Source organism: Desulfallas thermosapovorans DSM 6562, assembly GCF_008124625.1.
Lineage (GTDB): Bacteria > Bacillota > Desulfotomaculia > Desulfotomaculales > Desulfallaceae > Sporotomaculum > Sporotomaculum thermosapovorans.
Genome location: NZ_VNHM01000001.1, coordinates 32,275 through 51,217, shown reverse-complemented (window position 1 = coordinate 51,217; position 18,943 = coordinate 32,275). Strand labels below are relative to the sequence as shown.

General features: G+C 43.1%; 19 protein-coding genes and 1 tRNA gene. 5 read left to right on the top strand and 15 right to left on the bottom strand.

Going from position 1 to position 18,943, the window contains the following annotated elements; all coding sequences use genetic code 11:
• Positions 1-290: 290 nt before the first annotated feature.
• On the top strand, positions 291-1,859 hold the full coding sequence (gene spoVB / locus LX24_RS00265; protein ID WP_166510141.1) for a stage V sporulation protein B: 1,569 nt from the start codon (positions 291-293) through the stop codon (positions 1,857-1,859).
• Here spoVB and surE read toward each other — a convergent pair.
• From surE to LX24_RS00245, 4 genes are all read right to left on the bottom strand, one after another.
• The gene (gene surE, locus LX24_RS00260) at positions 1,856-2,641 is read right to left on the bottom strand and encodes a 5'/3'-nucleotidase SurE (protein ID WP_166510140.1); all 786 of its coding nucleotides are present in this window, start codon (positions 2,639-2,641) and stop codon (positions 1,856-1,858) included. The two genes, spoVB and surE, sit on opposite strands and share 4 nt — an antisense overlap.
• 16 nt (positions 2,642-2,657) lie before the next feature.
• Positions 2,658-2,843, bottom strand: coding sequence for a YpmA family protein (locus tag LX24_RS00255; protein ID WP_166510139.1), 186 nt, complete (start codon positions 2,841-2,843; stop codon positions 2,658-2,660).
• A 15-nt stretch (positions 2,844-2,858) separates the two neighbouring features.
• Positions 2,859-3,419 (bottom strand): GTP cyclohydrolase I FolE, encoded by a 561-nt coding sequence (gene folE, locus LX24_RS00250; RefSeq protein WP_166510138.1) that lies wholly within the window; start codon positions 3,417-3,419, stop codon positions 2,859-2,861.
• Positions 3,420-3,583: 164 nt separating this feature from the next.
• On the bottom strand, positions 3,584-4,630 hold the full coding sequence (locus LX24_RS00245; RefSeq protein WP_166510137.1) for a tetratricopeptide repeat protein: 1,047 nt from the start codon (positions 4,628-4,630) through the stop codon (positions 3,584-3,586).
• Positions 4,631-4,794: 164 nt separating this feature from the next.
• Between LX24_RS00245 and LX24_RS00240 the strand changes: the two genes are divergently transcribed.
• Together LX24_RS00240 and LX24_RS00235 are read left to right on the top strand one after the other, a co-directional pair.
• Positions 4,795-4,935 (top strand): hypothetical protein, encoded by a 141-nt coding sequence (locus LX24_RS00240; protein ID WP_166510095.1) that lies wholly within the window; start codon positions 4,795-4,797, stop codon positions 4,933-4,935.
• Between the two features lie 78 nt (positions 4,936-5,013).
• Complete coding sequence (locus LX24_RS00235; protein WP_341473544.1) at positions 5,014-5,412, top strand: TIGR04086 family membrane protein; 399 nt, start codon at positions 5,014-5,016, stop codon at positions 5,410-5,412.
• Between the two features lie 252 nt (positions 5,413-5,664).
• On the opposite strand, the gene LX24_RS00230 is transcribed toward LX24_RS00235, so the two are convergent.
• Positions 5,665-8,460 (bottom strand): helicase C-terminal domain-containing protein, encoded by a 2,796-nt coding sequence (locus LX24_RS00230; RefSeq protein WP_166510135.1) that lies wholly within the window; start codon positions 8,458-8,460, stop codon positions 5,665-5,667.
• 101 nt (positions 8,461-8,561) lie between these two features.
• On the opposite strand from LX24_RS00230, the gene LX24_RS00225 reads away from it, so the two are divergent.
• Positions 8,562-9,416: a hypothetical protein gene (locus LX24_RS00225; RefSeq protein ID WP_166510134.1), complete on the top strand. Its 855-nt coding sequence runs from the start codon at positions 8,562-8,564 to the stop codon at positions 9,414-9,416.
• Positions 9,417-9,483: 67 nt separating this feature from the next.
• Here LX24_RS00225 and LX24_RS00220 read toward each other — a convergent pair whose 3' ends face one another.
• The 10 genes from LX24_RS00220 to LX24_RS00175 all read right to left on the bottom strand — a co-directional run bounded on the left by LX24_RS00220 (position 9,484) and on the right by LX24_RS00175 (position 18,450).
• Positions 9,484-9,765 (bottom strand): hypothetical protein, encoded by a 282-nt coding sequence (locus LX24_RS00220; RefSeq protein WP_166510094.1) that lies wholly within the window; start codon positions 9,763-9,765, stop codon positions 9,484-9,486.
• Positions 9,766-9,820: 55 nt separating this feature from the next.
• A complete protein-coding gene (gene meaB, locus LX24_RS00215) occupies positions 9,821-10,795 on the bottom strand; it encodes a methylmalonyl Co-A mutase-associated GTPase MeaB (protein ID WP_166510133.1) in 975 nt (324 codons plus the stop codon).
• 300 nt (positions 10,796-11,095) lie between these two features.
• Complete coding sequence (gene trxB / locus LX24_RS00210) at positions 11,096-12,022, bottom strand: thioredoxin-disulfide reductase (RefSeq protein ID WP_166510132.1); 927 nt, start codon at positions 12,020-12,022, stop codon at positions 11,096-11,098.
• A gap of 238 nt (positions 12,023-12,260) precedes the next feature.
• Complete coding sequence (locus tag LX24_RS00205) at positions 12,261-12,965, bottom strand: ABC transporter ATP-binding protein (protein WP_166510131.1); 705 nt, start codon at positions 12,963-12,965, stop codon at positions 12,261-12,263.
• A 4-nt stretch (positions 12,966-12,969) separates the two neighbouring features.
• The gene (locus tag LX24_RS00200; protein ID WP_423244307.1) at positions 12,970-13,737 is read right to left on the bottom strand and encodes an ABC transporter ATP-binding protein; all 768 of its coding nucleotides are present in this window, start codon (positions 13,735-13,737) and stop codon (positions 12,970-12,972) included.
• A 27-nt stretch (positions 13,738-13,764) separates the two neighbouring features.
• The gene (locus LX24_RS00195) at positions 13,765-14,652 is read right to left on the bottom strand and encodes a branched-chain amino acid ABC transporter permease (protein WP_166510130.1); all 888 of its coding nucleotides are present in this window, start codon (positions 14,650-14,652) and stop codon (positions 13,765-13,767) included.
• 8 nt (positions 14,653-14,660) lie between these two features.
• Positions 14,661-15,533, bottom strand: coding sequence for a branched-chain amino acid ABC transporter permease (locus LX24_RS00190; protein ID WP_166510129.1), 873 nt, complete (start codon positions 15,531-15,533; stop codon positions 14,661-14,663).
• 69 nt (positions 15,534-15,602) lie between these two features.
• On the bottom strand, positions 15,603-16,802 hold the full coding sequence (locus tag LX24_RS00185) for an ABC transporter substrate-binding protein (RefSeq protein ID WP_166510128.1): 1,200 nt from the start codon (positions 16,800-16,802) through the stop codon (positions 15,603-15,605).
• A 186-nt stretch (positions 16,803-16,988) separates the two neighbouring features.
• Positions 16,989-17,735 carry a class I SAM-dependent DNA methyltransferase gene (locus tag LX24_RS00180; RefSeq protein ID WP_166510127.1) on the bottom strand — a complete coding sequence of 249 codons (747 nt, stop codon included), beginning with the start codon at positions 17,733-17,735 and terminating at the stop codon, positions 16,989-16,991.
• A 70-nt stretch (positions 17,736-17,805) separates the two neighbouring features.
• Positions 17,806-18,450: an adenylate kinase gene (locus LX24_RS00175; protein ID WP_166510126.1), complete on the bottom strand. Its 645-nt coding sequence runs from the start codon at positions 18,448-18,450 to the stop codon at positions 17,806-17,808.
• Positions 18,451-18,673: 223 nt separating this feature from the next.
• On the opposite strand from LX24_RS00175, the gene LX24_RS00170 reads away from it, so the two are divergent.
• Positions 18,674-18,750 (top strand) — tRNA-Pro (locus tag LX24_RS00170).
• The last annotated feature ends 193 nt before the right edge of the window (positions 18,751-18,943 follow it).

Below are 18,943 nucleotides of genomic sequence, written 5' to 3'. Positions count from 1 at the left end.
CTTTTGTAAATAATGGTTTCCTTTTAAGTGCTTTTCTATACTTACAGGCATCCAAAACCGGCCAAAATTGGTTACAAGCAAAAAATAGCCCGCCAGGGCTCCTTTGGATGCCAAGAAGTGAGAAACGAGATACGAACCTATTTTGCTCTTCATTATTTCTACAAGCTCGTCATAAATTCCTTGTTCAAAGTGATACACATAAAAATTTTTTTGCTTGTTTTTGCTGTGTTTTCATAGTCTTTCGATTAGTGACATAAATATATGTTAGCCTTTTGAAAGGATGGTAATATATGGCGGGTTATTCGTTTTTGCAAGGGGCTTTTATATTATTGTTGGCCGGTATAATTAACCGCTTTTTAGGTTTCGGGTATCAAATAGCCATGATGCGTTTAATCGGTCCAGAAGGTGTGGGACTGTTTAACATGGTATTCCCGGTATATATTATGATGCTTGTATTAGCCAGCGCCGGAATACCCCTGGCTATAGCCAAACTTGTGGCTGAAGAGGTAGCAAATAACAATATGCCCGGTGCCTACAGGGTTTTTAACATTTCTTTGTGCATATTAATAATCACCAGTGTTTTTTTTACTCTGGTTTTGATCCTGGGTGCTCCCATGCTAACAAAATACTATTTTCCCAATCCAAGTGTGTATTACTGTTTGATCAGCCTCGTGCCCGGGATTGTCGTGGTTACTTTGTGCTCAGCTTTTCGAGGGTTTTTTCAAGGTTTACAAAAAATGTCTCCCACGGCAATTACCCAGACAATTGAACAATTGGTAAGGGTATTGTCAGGTCTAGTATTCGCCTATTTTATGCTTCCTCTGGGTATTGAGTACGCTGCAGTCGGTCTTTCGGTGGGAGTTATACTGGGCGAATTAACGGGTTTCATCCTTATGTTGAGAATTTATATCCACCATAGACCCGTGACCTTACATTATGCACCGGGAGCATGGCGCAGGGTATTTCATTTGGGTGATAGTATAAAAAAAATCTTTACACTGGCTATACCGGTAACTCTTACCAGAATTGTTGCCACAGCACTGATGTCGATTCAGGCTGTATTAATACCTCAGCGATTGCAGGTGGCCGGCCTATCAATTCACCATGCCACCAGTGCATACGGGCAGTTTGTGGGGATAGCCGAGGCGCTTTTATTCATGCCCGGTGTTTTAACCATGGCCCTGGCTACGTCACTGGTACCGGCCATGTCCGATGCCGTAGCTGCTAGAAATATGACTTTAGCCAGGTCACGTATATGGGACGCTGTAAGATTAACATTACAGGTGGGTGTGCCTGCTGCATTTATTTTTCTTTTGTTGGCGGACGAGCTTTGTGGTGTCCTTTTTGGTTACGCCCAAGCAGGTAGTATTTTAAAAGTCTTAGCGTTAGCCGGCCCGTTTTTATACCTACAACAAACCACTACCGGTATTTTGCAAGGTGTTGGCAGAGCTGATGTACCATTTAAAAATCTTTTGATATCATCCCTGGTATGTATCATGGGAATTTACTACTTAACGGCAATGCCCCAGTTTGGCATAGGAGGTGCTGCTGCCGCGGTGGCCATTGGTTATATGATTATGCCTGTATTAAACATGCTTCAGCTTCATAGGATGAATTTGTTTTTCTTTTCTATTAAGGAAAATGTGTTTCTACCTTTACTGGCTTCACTGGGTATGTCCCTTGCAATTTTTTATCTGAAAAAGATTCTCTATGGCTATAATGTGAATGACGGTTTGGTATTATCTATTTCCCTGGCGACTGGTGGGTTCGTGTATTTAAGTTTGATGTTGTTAATTGGCGGCATTAATGACCAGGACAGGGAAAAATTTAGTTTACTGTTTAAATTAAAAAAGCGTTAAATATCTTTAGTGGGAGTTTGTCGTTGTAACATTTTATGAATATAGTCAATGGCTTTAAAATTTGTTAGGTTATAATGTAGCGGTGTTATTGATATATAATTATTTTTTACTGCTTCCACATCAACATCAACTTTAACTCCAGGGTCTTCGGGAACCGTATCTTCGGGCTCACCGGCCAGCCAGTAATAATCATTGCCCCTGGGGTCCGTTCTTTTATGGAAAACGTTAACATATTTACGTATAGCCAACCTGGTTACCTTTATACCCACGGGTTTACCAGGTGGCACGTTTATGTTAACTAAAATATCTTGGCTATCCCGGCCGGCGTTAACCAATAAAGGTACTACCTGTGCTGCAAATGCGGCGGTGGGGTTAAAATCATTGCTTTTGAAACTAGCCAGGGATATAGCTACTGAGGGAATGCCATTGATGATTCCTTCAATGGCGGCCGACACTGTTCCTGAATAAAGCACATCTGTGCCTAAATTGGCACCTAAATTTATACCTGAAACTACAATATCGGGTTTCTGAGGCAGTAATGCTTCAATGGCCAGTTTAACACAATCAGCCGGTGTGCCGTTTAATGACCAACCATGGCTACCATCCGGAAAGGTAACCTTTTTGGGCCGTAAAGGTTTGTGCGCCGTTATACCATGTCCGGCGCCGCTTCTTTCTCGATCCGGTGCCACCACCGTAACTTCCCCCAAAGTGGCCAGTGATTCCCTTAGTGCTTGTAATCCGGGGGCGTTGATGCCGTCATCATTGCTAATCAAAATGCGCATGGTATCCTCCGTAACCTTAAAACTCGTATATGGTAATGGTTAAGCTGTTTTCTTCATTATTTTTGGTAAGGCCGAACATGATTTTTTTATCCTTCAGGTTTTTGTTTAAAAAGTCTATTACTTTATACATATCTTCATACATGGAAAACGATTTAAAAGCAATCAGTTCCAACTTACCCTGCTCTATATCTGCATGATCCAATATGCTCTCCCCCTATTATTTCCTGATTAATGAAAAGGCTTCTGCTCTGGTGGCTTCATTGCGTTGGAATGACCCTCGCACTGCCGATGTAAGGGTTTTTGAACCGGGTTTGCGTACGCCGCGCAATGTCATACACATGTGTTCTGCTTCAATTACCACCAGTACCCCATGTGGATTTAATTTTTTCATGATGGAGTCCGCGATTTGAGAGGTTAACCTCTCCTGCAACTGAGGCCGTTTGGAATAACCCTCTACCACCCGAGCCAGTTTTGATAGACCGGTAATATTGCCCTTACGGGGTATATAAGCTACATGAGCTTTGCCGTAAAAGGGCAGTAAATGATGCTCACACATGGAGTAAATGGGAATGTCCTTGACCAGTACCATTTCCTCGTGCTCTTCAGAGAACATTTTCTGCAAATGCCTTTCCGGGTCATCCCAGAGCCCGCAAAAAATTTCATTATACATACGGGCTACCCGGGCCGGGGTTTCCTTTAAACCTTCCCTGTCCGGATCCTCGCCGATGGCTTCCAGCATCATGCGTACAGCTACTTCTATTTTTTCCATATCTATCATTATAATATCCCCTTTCCTGCGACATTTGTTGTAGATATTAGTGTTTCCCAGCAACTTTAGTATTTCGCCATTTTGCGAATTCGTCCTTCTTGTAAATAAAAAAAGACCCGGTGTAATAAACCGAAGTCTTTCCCAGTTAATCCTGTAATTATTATTTTAATAATTTATAATCCAAAAGCTTTACGGTAGCACTCCGCCGCTTCACTTATTTTGCCCAATTCATTTAACAACTCCCCTTTTATGCCCCACAATTCATAATCATCTTCCTCAGCCGGTAAGCTCTCACAAAGTGTTAACGCTTCTTGATATCTTTCCAGAGTGACCAAACATCTAATTTTATTTAGCGCTATAACCTTTTTATTTTTTTCATTTGTTTCCCATTGTAGTGCTTTATCATAGTATACTACAGCTTCATGGGTTTGGCCGGTGGCTTCCAAACACATAGCCAAATTATTCTGCAATGTAGCGTCCCCAGGATGATTTGTGGCCATCCTTTTTAAATATTCTACCGCTTTTCTTTGCTGGTTTGTTTTTATATAACAGGCTGCCAGGTTGTTTAGAATGTCATAATCATTGGGGTCCAGTCCACGGGCCAATTCATAACAGGTTTGCGCTTCTTCAAATCTATTCAGCATAAACAAGCTGTATCCCTTATTATTTAACAGCCCGGGGTTGTTAAGTCCCATACTCTGCGCTTTTTCGTAATACTCCACCGCTTCACTATGCCTGTCCAATTTACTAAGAACGCATCCTATATTAAAGTATAAAACAGCATCAGCTTTTTCTTGTCCCAGTAGCTGCATAAAAATTGTTAATGCATCATTGGCATAACCTTTATCCAGCAAGTCCAACCCAATTCTCTCTAAATTCCTTTCATCTGCTTGATCGAAACTTTGGACGGGTTTAATATGATATTTTTTTGCTGCTTGCTTTACTCCGCAGGTATTTAGCCAGTATAGAAAGCTGCCTATATTTTCCTGTCCAGCAGCTCTTTTCCAGTAATAAACTGCTTTATCTACCTGTCCCTTTTTTAAATATAACCGGCTGGCATGTAAATACAGTTTTTGGTCGCCTGGGTCCTCGTTAAAAGCTCGTTTTAAGATATTAAGTGCATTGGTTTGGGAGCCCAGTTTTTCCATCACCACGGCAAGACAACAGAGTATGAATACGCCAATGTTATTGCTTTTAAGATTCCTGATGATACCTCCCATTTTTACACCTCCATTTATGGTTTAGTGATACGTTCGATAATAAAACAACCATATCCTTCCATATAATCGTAAAAATATTGTAACTTATTGGAATCTATTAGGATGCATTATGTCCGCTTATCTATTGCATAATAAGATGAATGGAAAAATTGGGGGTTGATATCTTGGAAAAGAAAAAGGACAAGAGCAGTAAAAAAACGGGCCTGACCTTTGTGGAAGAGCCTACTGGATCAGCATCTTTAATTAACCTGGACGGGCAATGGGATCACGACTTCACCGACCATGATGAAAACGCCGGTAAATAAAACCGGCTATTTTTTTCTTTAAGCATATTAGTTTAATCTGTACATAGAATTTAAAATAAACAGGGAGGTACGGTTAAAATGGTATCCTTGAATAGTGAAAGAAATTACCCGCTGTTAAATTTACAGGCTATTATGAAGGGGGTACTGGCGGCGTTGATTATCACCGTGCTGGGCAGTGCCGTACTGGGTATTGCTTATCATGTTACAGGTCTTGCTGAAAAAACACTCCCCCAGGCTTCAAATGTACTTTATTATTTAAGTGTTTTCGTAGGTAGCCTATTAAGTGCCCGCTGGGCGGGCTGTAAGGGTTTAGTGCATGGTATTGGCGTTGCCGTTATATTTGTGTTATTTGGTTGGTTAATTGCTCATTTCCTTTTATATACTCAAAATGTATCAAGTGCTTTATGGCAAAAAGCTTTGTTTTCCTGCCTGATCGGTTCTGTTGGTGGAATATTGGGTGTTGGCGTGGCACGCTGATAGTGCCGGGGATTTAATGAAAGAAATTCTTTTATGACGTTTTGAGCCCAGGAAAGGCGTGAATATAAGGTTGAAAGGAGCAGGTTTAAGTACCTGCTCCTGTTTCATCATTTGATAATTTTCATTAGCCAGTTGCGCAAAAAAGAAGGAAGCCGCATATAATAAACCCGCAATACATTCACTCTCCTTCACCGGTTATTATTATCTATATTAATAATATTTGAAAGGTATCCCTGATGTGCAGTGCAATAATTAACAGTTTAATCCAAGCCAGTTGATTAATTTATGCTTGATTTCATCGATATCACCGCTCATATAAGATTTAACGGGTAAAGAATTTAAAAAAATTTGCCCGTATCTTTTTTTTATAATGCGCTTATCCAGGACGATTACCACTCCCCGGTCCTGTTCACTTCTAATTAACCTTCCGAATCCCTGTTTAAAACGAATAACAGCGTTGGGCAGACTTATGCTATAGAAACTATTGTGTCCTTGTGCAGCCACTTTTTCGTTTCGTGCTTCCAGTACCGGGTCATCAGGTGGGGCAAAGGGCAGTTTGACAATTATCACATTAACCAGAGCATCACCCGGTATGTCTATACCCTCCCAAAAACTGAGGGCTCCAAATAGAACGCTACGTTTGTTTTGATAGAATTCATTAACTAATTTGGAACGACTACCATCTAACCCCTGTCCCAAAACACATATATCCGCTTCGTCTAAAAGTGATTTAATTCTATGGTATGTTTCCCGTAATAGTTTATGTGAAGTAAACAGCACCAGCGTTCTGCCTTCCGTGGCAATGGTCAGTTTATAAATGGTATCTGTTAAAATTTTCATATAGTCCCGGGTATTGTTTTCGGGTAAATTGTCAGCTATGCAAAGCAAACATTGTTGTTCATAGTTAAACGGTGATTGGACAATGATCCGTTGCAGTGCATTATCGGGCATACGGTTTAATCCACATTGTTGTATAAAATGGTCAAAGCTATTATTAACTGCAAGAGTTGCGGAAGTAAGTACAACAGTTTTAGGTTTATTAAAAAAATGTTCATGAAGTATTGCACTGATATCTATGGGTGTAGCGTGTAATGTACAATGGTAGTTATTTTTATCTAGCGGTGCGCCGGAGTTGGGTGCTTCGACCCAACAAACATAATTTTCCTCCGGCGATTTTAAGATGAATTCAAGATCGGCCAAATACCCGTTGCCCGCCGTATAACTGATATTAATATCCTGCAGTTTCTCTTCCCAAGCATTGTTGGTCACTGCCCATATCTCCAACCAGTTGGCCAGTAATTTTAAACAGGACAAATAATTACGCATATGGAAAATCATGTTCTGATATTCGGCCTCGGTATCTGCAAGTATGCTATTTTCCTGGTGTAACCTTACCCTTATCTGGTAATAACCCTGGTTTGGATTATGCTTATGGATAGTTTTAATAAAAAGGTAAAAAAAAGTATTAATGCTGTGCTGTAATTGATATTTTGCCTCTTCTGCCTTTTTAACGGCTTCAAGCCAGCGGTGGCCATCCTGGGGCGGTGCCAGCTCATTAAACTTTTTAATGCTTTTACTTGTTATGGCCAGCCACTGCAATAAATCCGCCAGGGAAATATTTTTACCCATATGTTTGGCTGCGGTTTCCTCGATATTGTGTGCTTCGTCCATTATTACCGCTCCGTGCTCCGGTAATATGCTAATTTCGGAAACAATGTCGGCGAAAAGCAGTGAATGGTTTATAATAACCAGGTGGGCGTTTTCCGCGTTTCGCCGGGCTCTGGTAACAAAACAATAACGGGTAAACCAGCGACAGGAACCGCCCAGGCAGGTATCGCGCTCCGAGCATAGCTGCTGCCAGGTATCATTATCCTGACCGAACAGGTTTAATTCAGATTTATCGCCAGTATCAGTATACTGCAACCAGGTAAAAATACGGGCCAATAGTGTAGCCTCATTGGCGGTCACATTTGCCGGGTGGGTTATTAAATTTATAAAACGGCGCAAACAGATATAATTAGATCGTCCTTTCAGTAGTGCTGCTTGAAAGGGTAGTTTAAGCATATTTTTTAACAACGGAATATCTTTATGCCAAATTTGTTCTTGCAGGGTAATGGTGTTGGTGGCAATCACTGCCCGCTGGTCATGCTTTATCGCCCAGAGTAATGTTGGCAGGAGGTAAGCAATGGATTTACCGGTACCAGTACCTGCCTCCACCAATAAAATCTTCTGCTCCTCCAGGGACCGGGCGACGGCTCGAGCCATTTTAACTTGTTCATTGCGATGTTGATAGTTGGGTAAGAGCTGTACCAGTGGGCTTTGGGGACCTAGCAAGTGCTCGATCTGAAAATGGTTTTGATTATGTATTTCTGGAGTAATGTGCCCGGTGTTCTGTTCAATAATAACCGGTTCTTTAAAGGGTATACCTTTAGTGATTTTCCCATCTGGGATTATTTTTATTTTATCCTTTATAATAGATTCAAAGATGTGTGCCAATGTGGAGTGGCCGTACTGTAACAGTGGTAACAATTGCAGCAATACGTCACGTGGCAAGGCCTCGGTTTTCTTCTTGAGTGCAAAGAACAGGTCAGTGGCCGCCAGCGCATCATCAAGTGCCCGGTGTAGGGGTTTTTGCTGCAGTTGAAGGAATTGTACCAGATTAGCCAGACTGTAACTGGGTAAACCGGGCAGTATTAGCCGGGCAAATTCCAAAGTGTCCACGTTTTGGGTAAATGGTAGTTGGCCCAGGTTGGCCGTTAAAAAGGAACGGTCAAAATCGATATTATGTCCCACCAGCGGGCATTGTTCCATAAAATTGTACACACTGGGAGCCACTTGTTCCATGGTTGGACTGGTTGCTAAATGTTTATCCTCTATACCGGTTAATCTCTTTATTTTTAGCGGTATTTTACACTGGGGATTCACCAGCGTGTTAAAGGTGTCTACAATTTTTCCGTTAACCACTTTTACCATGGCTATTTCAATTATCTTATCATTTGCAGGGTCGAGCCCTGTGGTTTCCAGGTCACAGGCTATAAAATTCAACAATGTTTCACATCCCACAACAACGAGTATCTTGCATTACAAGTATTCTTGCCGCACTTGTTTTATCCTGCACAATAACTTATAAAAACCGGGGAGATGATTATGTGTCAAGTCAAAAAATAAATCTATTAGAAGCCCTTGATTTATTGGAATTAGTACTGGGGAAAGATTGGCTTGAGGAGAATTTAAAAATAATAAAAGATGGCAGTTATAGCCACGGGGGGTTCGGGAGAAATATCGATTTTAAAGCACTTGGGATTGCCCATGTTGGAAAAACGTGGTATAAAGCCAGAGAGGAAACCATTGGCATGGAGATAGCAGGGGGGGGCTTGCCCGGGCCGTACTCGTTATCAGCAGCAGCCATGGCAGCTGATATTAAGGTATTAAAAGATAATATTGGCTTTGATGGCATAATCGATGCCTTAAAGGACCCCAAGCTCTCGCTGATAGCCATGCAACAAATGGCTATAGCATCCGGTTATGCTCTAAAAGGGTATAACATTGATTTTACCGGGCTAAATGGGTTGGACGGTCTGCCTTTTCATGGTAGTGCAGCTCCAGTGAACGCCTTTATAGCCCGGGGCGGGGATAACGAAGTAATGATTATGTGCATCGATGTAAATATGCAAGGTGTATCCAGCGAGGCGGTTTCATCTATCGCGAATTATTTATATAAACAAGAGGGGCAAGTGGAAGGAACGATAAAGCAAAGGGTGTTATATTTACATGTGGGGGATACATTAAAAGAGGCCGTAAACCTGCTGCAGCATTGGACAGACCATGCCAAAATTACGCGGTTGACCGGGGATTACGGTGTTCCGGTGCTGGTATATACTACCGGCCTGAAAATAATAACCAACCTCCCCGTTTACGTTCGGTGGGGCAGGTTGGTTAAAGGAAGTAACGAAACATTTATACAGTATGTTTATATCCCCGATGAGGTAATTCTCCCGGTTTAGCTATAAAAAATAAAATCCTCCGCTGTAATGTGTAGATGTGTATTTTCACAGGTTTGGCTGCCTGCTTTTACTGGCAATCGCAACGATGTTCGGTAAGTACCGGTCTGATAAGCAGGGCAGCCTTTTCTCCCCAGTTGCCCGGCCCCGGGTATAGTAAACGAAGGGTTAAGGCAATACCATAAATCTGGCCGTGCAAATAGGCCGCATAATTATTACCGGTGGAATTTAGTTCCATATTTTTTTGTAGTTGAACTACCAGTTGCTGTAAATGGGCGTATACGGTTTCCGCTTGCGAATATTTATCTCCGGTAGACTTAATTTCTACCGTGTGTATTTTATTATCATTCATAGTTTTCTCCATGTTATATATAAAAAAATTATCCAGATGATGTTTGGCGCAAAATTTATTTATCGGTATTAGTTACAACTTGGTTTGCGGCCATGTATTCTAAAATAGCATAGGCTGCGGTATAATGGTCCATTTCTTTATGGGCCACTTTATCCAGCAGTTCATTGACTCGACCCGGCAAATGCAGTTGTTGCAAAACCCTTTGCTGCCATTTGTAATTGACAATATCAAGGGTTTCCGACCGCCTGCGCTCCTGACGTTTTAACTCCAGTGAATTATTCGTACCATGCAATTGGTTCTGGCGGTGCTTTTCTATTGCTTGCACCAATTCAGCAATACCTGTACCGGTAAGGCTTGAGCATAATTTAACAGGTGGCCGCCAAGTGATACCGGCACGCTGTTGGTCAAGCATAATTTCAACCTCGGTGGCAATTTTGTCAGCGCCGGGCAGGTCACTTTTGTTTATGGCGAACACATCAGCAATTTCCATAATACCGGCTTTGATGGTTTGGATGGCATCCCCCGCTCCTGGGGTTAATACCACAACTGTGCTATCTGCCACATGCATGATATCCAGTTCCGCCTGCCCTACTCCCACTGTTTCAATAATGATCCAGTCAAAACCGAAGGCGTCCATGGCTTTAACCACATCTTTGGTTGTTTTGGATAACCCGCCGAGGCTGCCCCTAGTGCCCATACTCCGGATAAAAACACCTTTATCCAGCGCGTGCTGTTGCATTCTAATCCGATCACCCAGCAAGGCGCCACCGGTAAAGGGACTGGTGGGGTCGACGGCGATAATACCCACAGTGTTTCCTTTCTTGCGCAGTTCTTTGACCACCTGGTCCACCAATGAACTTTTACCTGCCCCCGGCGAACCGGTGAAGCCTATAACGTAAGCCTGTCCGGTGCGCGGGAAAAGCTCCTTTAAAATCAATTCATGTTCGTCAGACTCGTTTTCCAGTAATGAGATGAGACGGGCCAGTGCACGGGTTTCTCCAGCGTTAAATCTATCTATCAACTCTTGCATAGATTAGTACCTCCTTGATTTGCGTAACATGTTTTTATATATATCTTATTGCAATTTTCTCCGGCAAATGGTCAAAATCCTGTTTGAATTATCTAAATTTTTAATTGAAAAGCCCCCCTGAAACCCGGGAGGGCTTAATCACCTGATTTATATTGTATTTTTCCGTTTGCGCCTTAATTTTAACCATTAAAGAAATAATCATTTTCCTTTCTGGTATTTATAAATAAAATATTTTTAATCAAATTAATATCGTTAATAACCTAATCTCCTCTCCCTTTCTCCGCTGTATCATGGATACAGCTATCTTTTTTTAGAACCTTCAATATATTTTTCCGCTGCTACCGCTGCTATGGCCCCATCGGCCACAGCGGTGACCACCTGGCGAAGCAGTTTTTGTCTAACATCCCCGGCAGCAAAAATACCCGGGTGGGAGGTGTGCATATTTTCATCCGTGATAATATAGCCACGTTCATCAACTTTAATCAACCCGGATACCAAATCAGATACAGGACGGTTACCTACATACATAAAAATACCGTCCACCGCCAATGGCCTGGTCTCTCCATTGCGAACATCTTTGATGATGATCTCCTGGACAGTTGCCTCACCTGAAATTTTCTCCACTACACTATGCCAGTGAAATATAATTTTTTCATTTTCCATAGCCCGTTTTTGGAGGATTTTTGTAGCTCTCAGTTCGCCCCGGCGATGTATAATGTGTACTTTGTTGACAAATTTAGTTAGATAGATGGCTTCTTCCACCGCAGCGTCACCGCCGCCAACCACGGCTACCTGCTTGTCCCTGAAGAAAGCGCCATCGCAGGTGGCGCAATAGGAAACACCGCGGCCATGAAACTCTTCTTCTCCTGGAATATTTAACTTTTGCGGCTGGGCACCTGTAGCCAGGATAATAGTTTTTGTATTAATAACTTCTTCGTCCGTTTTAACTGAAAAATAATCTTCAACGGTTTTTATGGCTTCGGCTGTGGCTGATTTTACCTCAAGACCGACGCGGCGTGCTTGGGCATCCATTTGCATCATTAGTTCCGGGCCACTTATGCCTTCGGCAAATCCCGGGTAATTTTCAATAAACTCGGTGCTGGCGGCCAAGCCACCGGGCATACCTTTCTCCAGTAACACTGTTTTTAAAGCCGCTCTCGCAGCATATATCCCTGCAGCCAATCCGGCCGGACCGCCGCCGATGATGGTTACATCATATAAATTCATTTTATTGCCTCCGTAATGGTAAATTACCTAAGTATAATATCTTAATTTTACAATAATGTCAAACCGTTGTGGCAATATTGTAAAATTAAGACCGGTTATACAAGTTTATACTAAGATAATTTTTGTTCTAGTCAAAAAAAGCTGCGTATGACAGCAGCTGCTTAATTTCATTAGCTATATTGATTTGATATAAACTTGACGGCAATTGCATTTACATTAAATTAATCTCTGGATTGGTTTATTCGCCAAGGTAGGCCTTTTTTACGGCAGGGTTATTAGCCATTTCTTCGGCTGTCCCACTTAGAGCAATGGCCCCGGTTTCCAAAACATAAGCATGCTGGGCTACGGACAAAGCCATATAAGCATTTTGCTCAACCAGTAAAATTGTAGTTCCGGAATCATTTATTTCTTTTATAATGGAAAAAATTTCCTGGACAAGCATGGGAGCTAGCCCCATGGAAGGTTCGTCCATAAGCAGCAATTTAGGCTTAGACATCAAAGCCCGACCAATGGCCAGCATTTGCTGCTCTCCACCGCTCAGCGTGCCGGCCAGTTGGTTTCTTCTTTCTTTTAACCTTTCGAATCGAGTAAAAACGTTCTCTATTGATTCATTAACTTCCGCCTTGCTTTTTCTAATATAAGCACCCATTTCCAGGTTTTCTAAAACAGTCATGCGGGAAAAAACCCGCCTTCCTTCGGGCACTAATGAAATTCCCGCTTCCACCACCTTGTGCGGGGGTAGTTTACTAATATCGGTGCCCCGGTATTTGATAGATCCTTGTTGGGGGTGTAAAATACCGGAAATATTGCTCAATGTTGTACTTTTTCCCGCTCCGTTGGCACCAATTAAAGCGACGATCTCTCCTTCATCTACCTTAAAGGAAATACCATTTAATGCCTTGATGGCACCATAAGAATAATGTAAATTTTCTACGCTGAGCATGTCTTTATCCGACTTCCTTTCCCAGGTAGGCTTTAATTACTGCCGGGTCACGCTGTACCTCCGCCGGTGTGCCGCTGGTGATTTTTTTACCGTAATCCAGCACAGTGACCCTTTCCGCCAAGTTCATGACAAATTTCATGTCATGTTCCACCAAGAAAATGGTGATACCCATTTTTTTTATTTTTTTTATCATTTTGGCCAGTGTTTCTTTCTCTATTGGGTTCATACCGGCTGCCGGTTCGTCAAGGCACAGTAAAGATGGATTTGATGCCAGTGCCCGGGCAATTTCTAGCCTGCGCTGTTCACCGTAAGAAAGATTGCCGGCCATTTCATCAGCCTTGTCTGCCAATTCCATTAAAGTTATACAATCCATGGCCTGCCTTTGAATATCTGCCTCTTCTTTTTTAGTGGAGGGGCTGCGCAACAGGGCGTCGATGAAACTCGCTTTGGAGCGGCAATGATGGCCAATTTTGACGTTGTCAATAACTGATAAATTAGTAAAAAGGCGTATATTTTGAAATGTTCTGGCAATGCCCAGCCCGGTGATTTTATGGGGCGGAAGTTTGTTGATTAAGCGTCCCCGAAAAAAAATCTGCCCTTTGGATGGAGTGTATATACCCGTGATTAAATTAAAAACGGTACTTTTACCGGCACCGTTGGGACCAATTAAAGCCCTTATACTACCTTCCGCAAGTGTCATGTTAAGACTGTCCACTGCGGTAAGGCCGCCAAAACTAATGGTTACGTTATCAATTTTCAACAACCCAGACAATATTAACACTCCCTGTTTTTCAATACATTACCCGGCATGCTTTTGGGAAGTTTTCTTGCTAAAGGCACGGAACTTTTTGCCCAAATCTACCCCGCCCAGTAATCCCCTTGGTCTAAAAATCATCATTATCACCATCAGGGCACCGTAGATCATCATGCGATATTCCGCCACAAAACGCAAAAATTCCGGTGCCAGCGTCAGTATGGTGGTACCCAGTATGGTGCCCGGGATGCTGCCCAATCCACCCAGCACCACAAAGGTAAGATATTCAAATGAACGGGAAAACCCAAAATCGGTGGGATTTAAGTACTGGATCATGTGTGCGTATAAACCGCCGCCAATACCGGCAAAAAAGGTGCCGATACCAAAGGCCTGGATTTTATATGACGTAGTATTAATACCCATGACATGGGCGGCTATCTCATCTTCCCGGATAGCCATCAACGCCCTGCCAAAACGGGAGTTTTGCAACCTGTACATAGCCCAAATTGTAAAAATAACAAGTGCAAAAACCAGGGTCATGTTGGTTTCTTTGGCTATGCCCGATAGTCCGATGGTGCCGCCTGTGATTTCAAGGTTTTGAAAGACAACAATGACTATTTCACCAAAGCCCAGGGTGGCAATGCCCAGGTAGTCTCCGGTGAGACGTAAAATGGGAAAGCCCAATAATATTCCCACCATAGCGGCTAATAAACCACCCACCAGTAGCGAGGGTAAAAAAGGTAGCTGCAACCGTGCGGTTAGTATGGCTGCCGTATAGGCGCCGATGCTGACAAATGCTGCGTGGCCGAAGGAGAGTTGTCCGGTAACGCCCGTGATAAAGTTTAGACCTAGTGCGATGATGATATAAATGCCGACCAGTGTAAAAATCTTTATATAATACGGGCTTATAAAGTTGGTTAATAAACTGTCCACTTTTGGTGTTACACCTTCCTTTGAATGGGCCGCCCGAGTATCCCGGTGGGTTTAAACAGTAATACCAGTATTAGTAAAGTGAATGCTATGGCATCGCGGTACCCACCGTATCCGATAGCTACCCCGGTTACCTCTGCTATGCCTAGAAACAGGCCGCCCAGCATGGCACCAGGGATACTTCCGATGCCGCCCAACACCGCCGCGCAAAATGCTTTTAGTCCTGCCATGACTCCCATGAGTGGATGTATACTGTTGAAATACATACCTACCATTACGCCACCGGCTGCCGCCAGAGCGGATCCAATGGCAAAAGTAAATGATATAACCCTGTTTACGTTAATTCCCATCAGGCTGGCTGTGTCGTAATCCTCCGAGGCAGCTCGCATGGCTTTTCCAATCTTGACGTATTTGACGATAAGCTGTAATCCTATCATCATAGTGCTGGCTAGAACTAAAATAATGAGCTGTACTTTGGAAATCGTAACTGAACCTAGATGATAAAGCTGATCATCAATCACCTGGGGAAATCCTATAGCCTGGGGTCCAGCCATTACAGTCATTAGAGTTTGCAAAAAAATTGATACACCGATGGCTGAAATAAGCGGCGCCAGCCGGGTAGAACGGCGCAAAGGCCTGTATGCGATGCGCTCTACTGTGACACCGATAAAAATACATACAGCCATGGCCATGAAAAGAGCAATAAAAATGTTTAACTTGAAAACGGCCACCGCAATTACGCCCACAAAAGCTCCGATCATATAAATTTCACCGTGGGCAAAATTAATCAATTGAATAATACCATAAACCATGGTATAGCCCAGGGCAATCAGTGCATAGGTGGAACCAAGGGTGATCCCGTTAATCAGTTGCTGCCAAAACATAGCATTTCCTCCTGTAACAATGGGACAGCCATCGCGTAGCGATGGCCGTCGCCAGTTATGGGATCATTATTATTCCGCGGTAACAGGTATAGCCGCTTTAATCTTCCATTCCCTTCCGCTACCGTCAGCGGTGGGCGCTACTTCCAGCAGGTAAACTGGGCTCTTGATGGGTTCACGGTTTTCTCTGATGGTTATGGTACCGGTAACACCATGCCAGTCCTTGGTTTGGGCCAAGCTATCCCTGAAAACTTTGGGATCTGCGCTTTCAGAATTTTTAATGGCGTCTGCAATCAGCATGACGGCGTCATAACCCTGAGCCGAGAACATATCAGGCAATTTGTTGTCATTGTTGGCTTTATACTTTTCAATGAAATCCTTGGTTTTGGGGTTGTCAGTGTTGGGGTCGGGGGCAAATCCGGTATAAACCATACTGCCTTCCACAGCCGATTCACCCATTTCCCATAATACCGGGGACAGCAGTCCATCGCCGCCAACTAGTACCTGATCCATGCCCTGTTTGCGCACCTCTTTCATAAAGAGGCCGCCCTCGGTATAGTAACCGGTGAATACAATGCCATCAAATTCCTTGCTGGCTAAGTTGGTTACCTGAGCGCTGAAGTTGGTATCGCCGTCCTTGATTTGCTGCTCGGTAACAATTTCCACACCGTATTTATCCAACGCGTTTTTAAAAATTTTGCTCAGGCCAACACTATAATCATTATTTATTGATGTAACCAGGGCAACCTTTTTCCAGCCCAATTCTTCAGCACAGTACTTGGTAACGGCGGGGGCTGCCAGGGCGTCCAGCAGGGTATCCCGGAAAATATAGTCACCTATCTCTACTACGCCCGTGCCTACTGCACCGGCCGAAAGAAGAACAACCTGGTTTTGTTGGGCAATGGGCGCAGCAATCTTGGTTAATCCGGTTGTAGGATCACCAACGATGGCCACAACTTTATTGTTATTGATTAATTTATCGGTAACAGTGGAAGCTTCCGAGTTTTTACTACCGTGGTCATCTTCAATAATAACCACTTCTTTACCCAACAGGCCGCCGGCGGCGTTAATGTCTTCCACGGCCATCTGCATGCCCTTAAGGGTTTCAATGCCGTAGCTGGCATGGCTACCAGTTTTAGCACCTAAAAAACCGATTTTTATGGTGTCCTCGGATGCACCCTGCTGGCCTTTGGTGTCTGAAGAGCCACATCCGGTCAGAACAACCAGCGAAAAAATTAAAATAGTTATTAAGCTGATTAATTTTTTGTTCATTTTTTATGTATCCTCCTCATCGACTAATTGTAACCAATTTCTTTGAAAAGCTCACCTCCGTGCCATAACATAAAATAAAATTCTTTCTTCGTCAAAAATAATTGATATTCCTGCATATAAGTAAAAATAATTAGAGAAAATGTTGCAATCGTTTGGCAATTTAATACCTGTAACTATATTCCTTAATTAATCGCAATTTTTTTGCGCCACATAAAAATGCCGGATACTGTTGGAATGGATTGGTTCAAAGGAGAAGGCGTTAAAACTGCCCAGCAAAGTAAACCCTGTTTGCTTCAGGTAAGAAATAATATCCTCAGGATGATAAGCCTTTTCCCGGTGACACTCTGTGAATTTGTGATATATATCGTCTTCCCGTATAAAGCCGGTCAAGTTGATTTGCCAGGTATTTTGTGCGCTGTCATAATTAGTTTCCCAGATTAAAGTCATGTCCGGTTCGTCCACCATGGTAACGCTGTTATCCGTATCTGATAACCAGTGCACTGCGTTGAGGTCAAAGATAAAGGCCCCTTTATCCACTAAGTGCCGGTGTACCTGTTGGAAGGTTTGTTTAATGTCCTCGATATCCAGTAAATAATTTAAGCCGTCGTGAAAACAGGTCACCAACTGGACCTTTTCAGGTAGCTTAAAGCTGCGCATGTCTTGCTCAAGAAAATTGATAGCGAGATTTAAAGAAGCTGCTTTGGTACGGGCCAAATCCAGCATTTCTCCCGACAGGTCTATGCCGGTAGCTTTATAACCGCGGCGGGCAAAGGGAATCACGGTGTTGCCCGTGCCGCAGGCCAGGTCGACAACGCTTTTGGCTTGTAATTTAAAGCGTTTGAGTAAAGCTTCTACGTAATCAACCCAGCCTTCAAAATCCACCCCGGAGACCAGGTAATCATATATGTAAGATAAACCCTTGTATTGGTGCATTTTATAATCACGTCCAGTATTGTTAAATTGGCAACCCCCGGTTTGTACACCGGGGGTTAGTAGTTATTTATTATTTCTTTAAACTGGCCAGGATATCATCAAGAACCTTTTTGATTTCCTGGTCTCCGTTGATATTCAAAAGTAATCCCTGGGCAGCGTAGTAATCAATCAGCGGCTGGGTCTGGGCTTCATAAACATCCAGGCGGTTGCCCACCGCTTCCTCGTTGTCGTCACTGCGCTGGTACAACTCACCGCCGCAACTGTTGCACTTGCCCTCCACCTCGGGCTTGTTAAACAGTACGTGATAACTGGCACCGCAACTGCGACATACCCGGCGACCGGTTAAACGGGCCATCAATTTTTCCCTGGGCACCGCGATATTAATTACGCCGTCAAGTTTTATGCCCATCTCCTGCAGTGTGGCATCCAGTGCCTTGGCCTGTTCAAGGGTACGGGGGAAACCGTCCAGCAAGAAACCATCGGCACAATCCGGCTTGGATAGGCGATCCTTGACCATGCCCACCACTACTTCGTCAGGTACTAGGGCTCCTTTATCCATGTATTCCTGGGCCTTTTTACCCATTTCGGTGCCTTCTTTGATGGCGGCCCGGAACATGTCACCGGTGGAAATATGAGTGATATTCAATTCCTTGACCAGCACTTCGGCCTGAGTACCTTTACCGGCTCCCGGAGGCCCCATGATTAAAAGTTTCAAAACTATTCCCCTCCTCCATATAATACAAAAGTGATCAACTTGTACACATTATAGCATTAATATTAAATACAGAAAATATTAAAATAGAAACGCATTAAGAGAAACCTGATTTACATAGCCAAAGTGGCTGGTGTATTATCCTGTTTTTTACTATATACAAATCATCATTGACAATCGGGTCAAGTTAAGTTAATATAATGTTTGTTGGAAAAATAATCGCCTTCGGGGCGTAGCGCAGTTTGGTAGCGCGTACGGTTCGGGACCGTAAGGCCGCAGGTTCAAGTCCTGTCGCCCCGACCACCAAGCGAACTCCTTTTTCTTATATAGGGGTTCGCTTTTTTGCATCAACAAGTATTACTGCTTTTCCGAAGATTGATTAATATAGTTTTTATTAAAGCACTTATTAAAAATATCAACCTTCAGTGACAATAAATATAAGTTAATAAATAGATTTTTTCTGTGCAAACTATACCATGAAATGAAAATAGGAGGT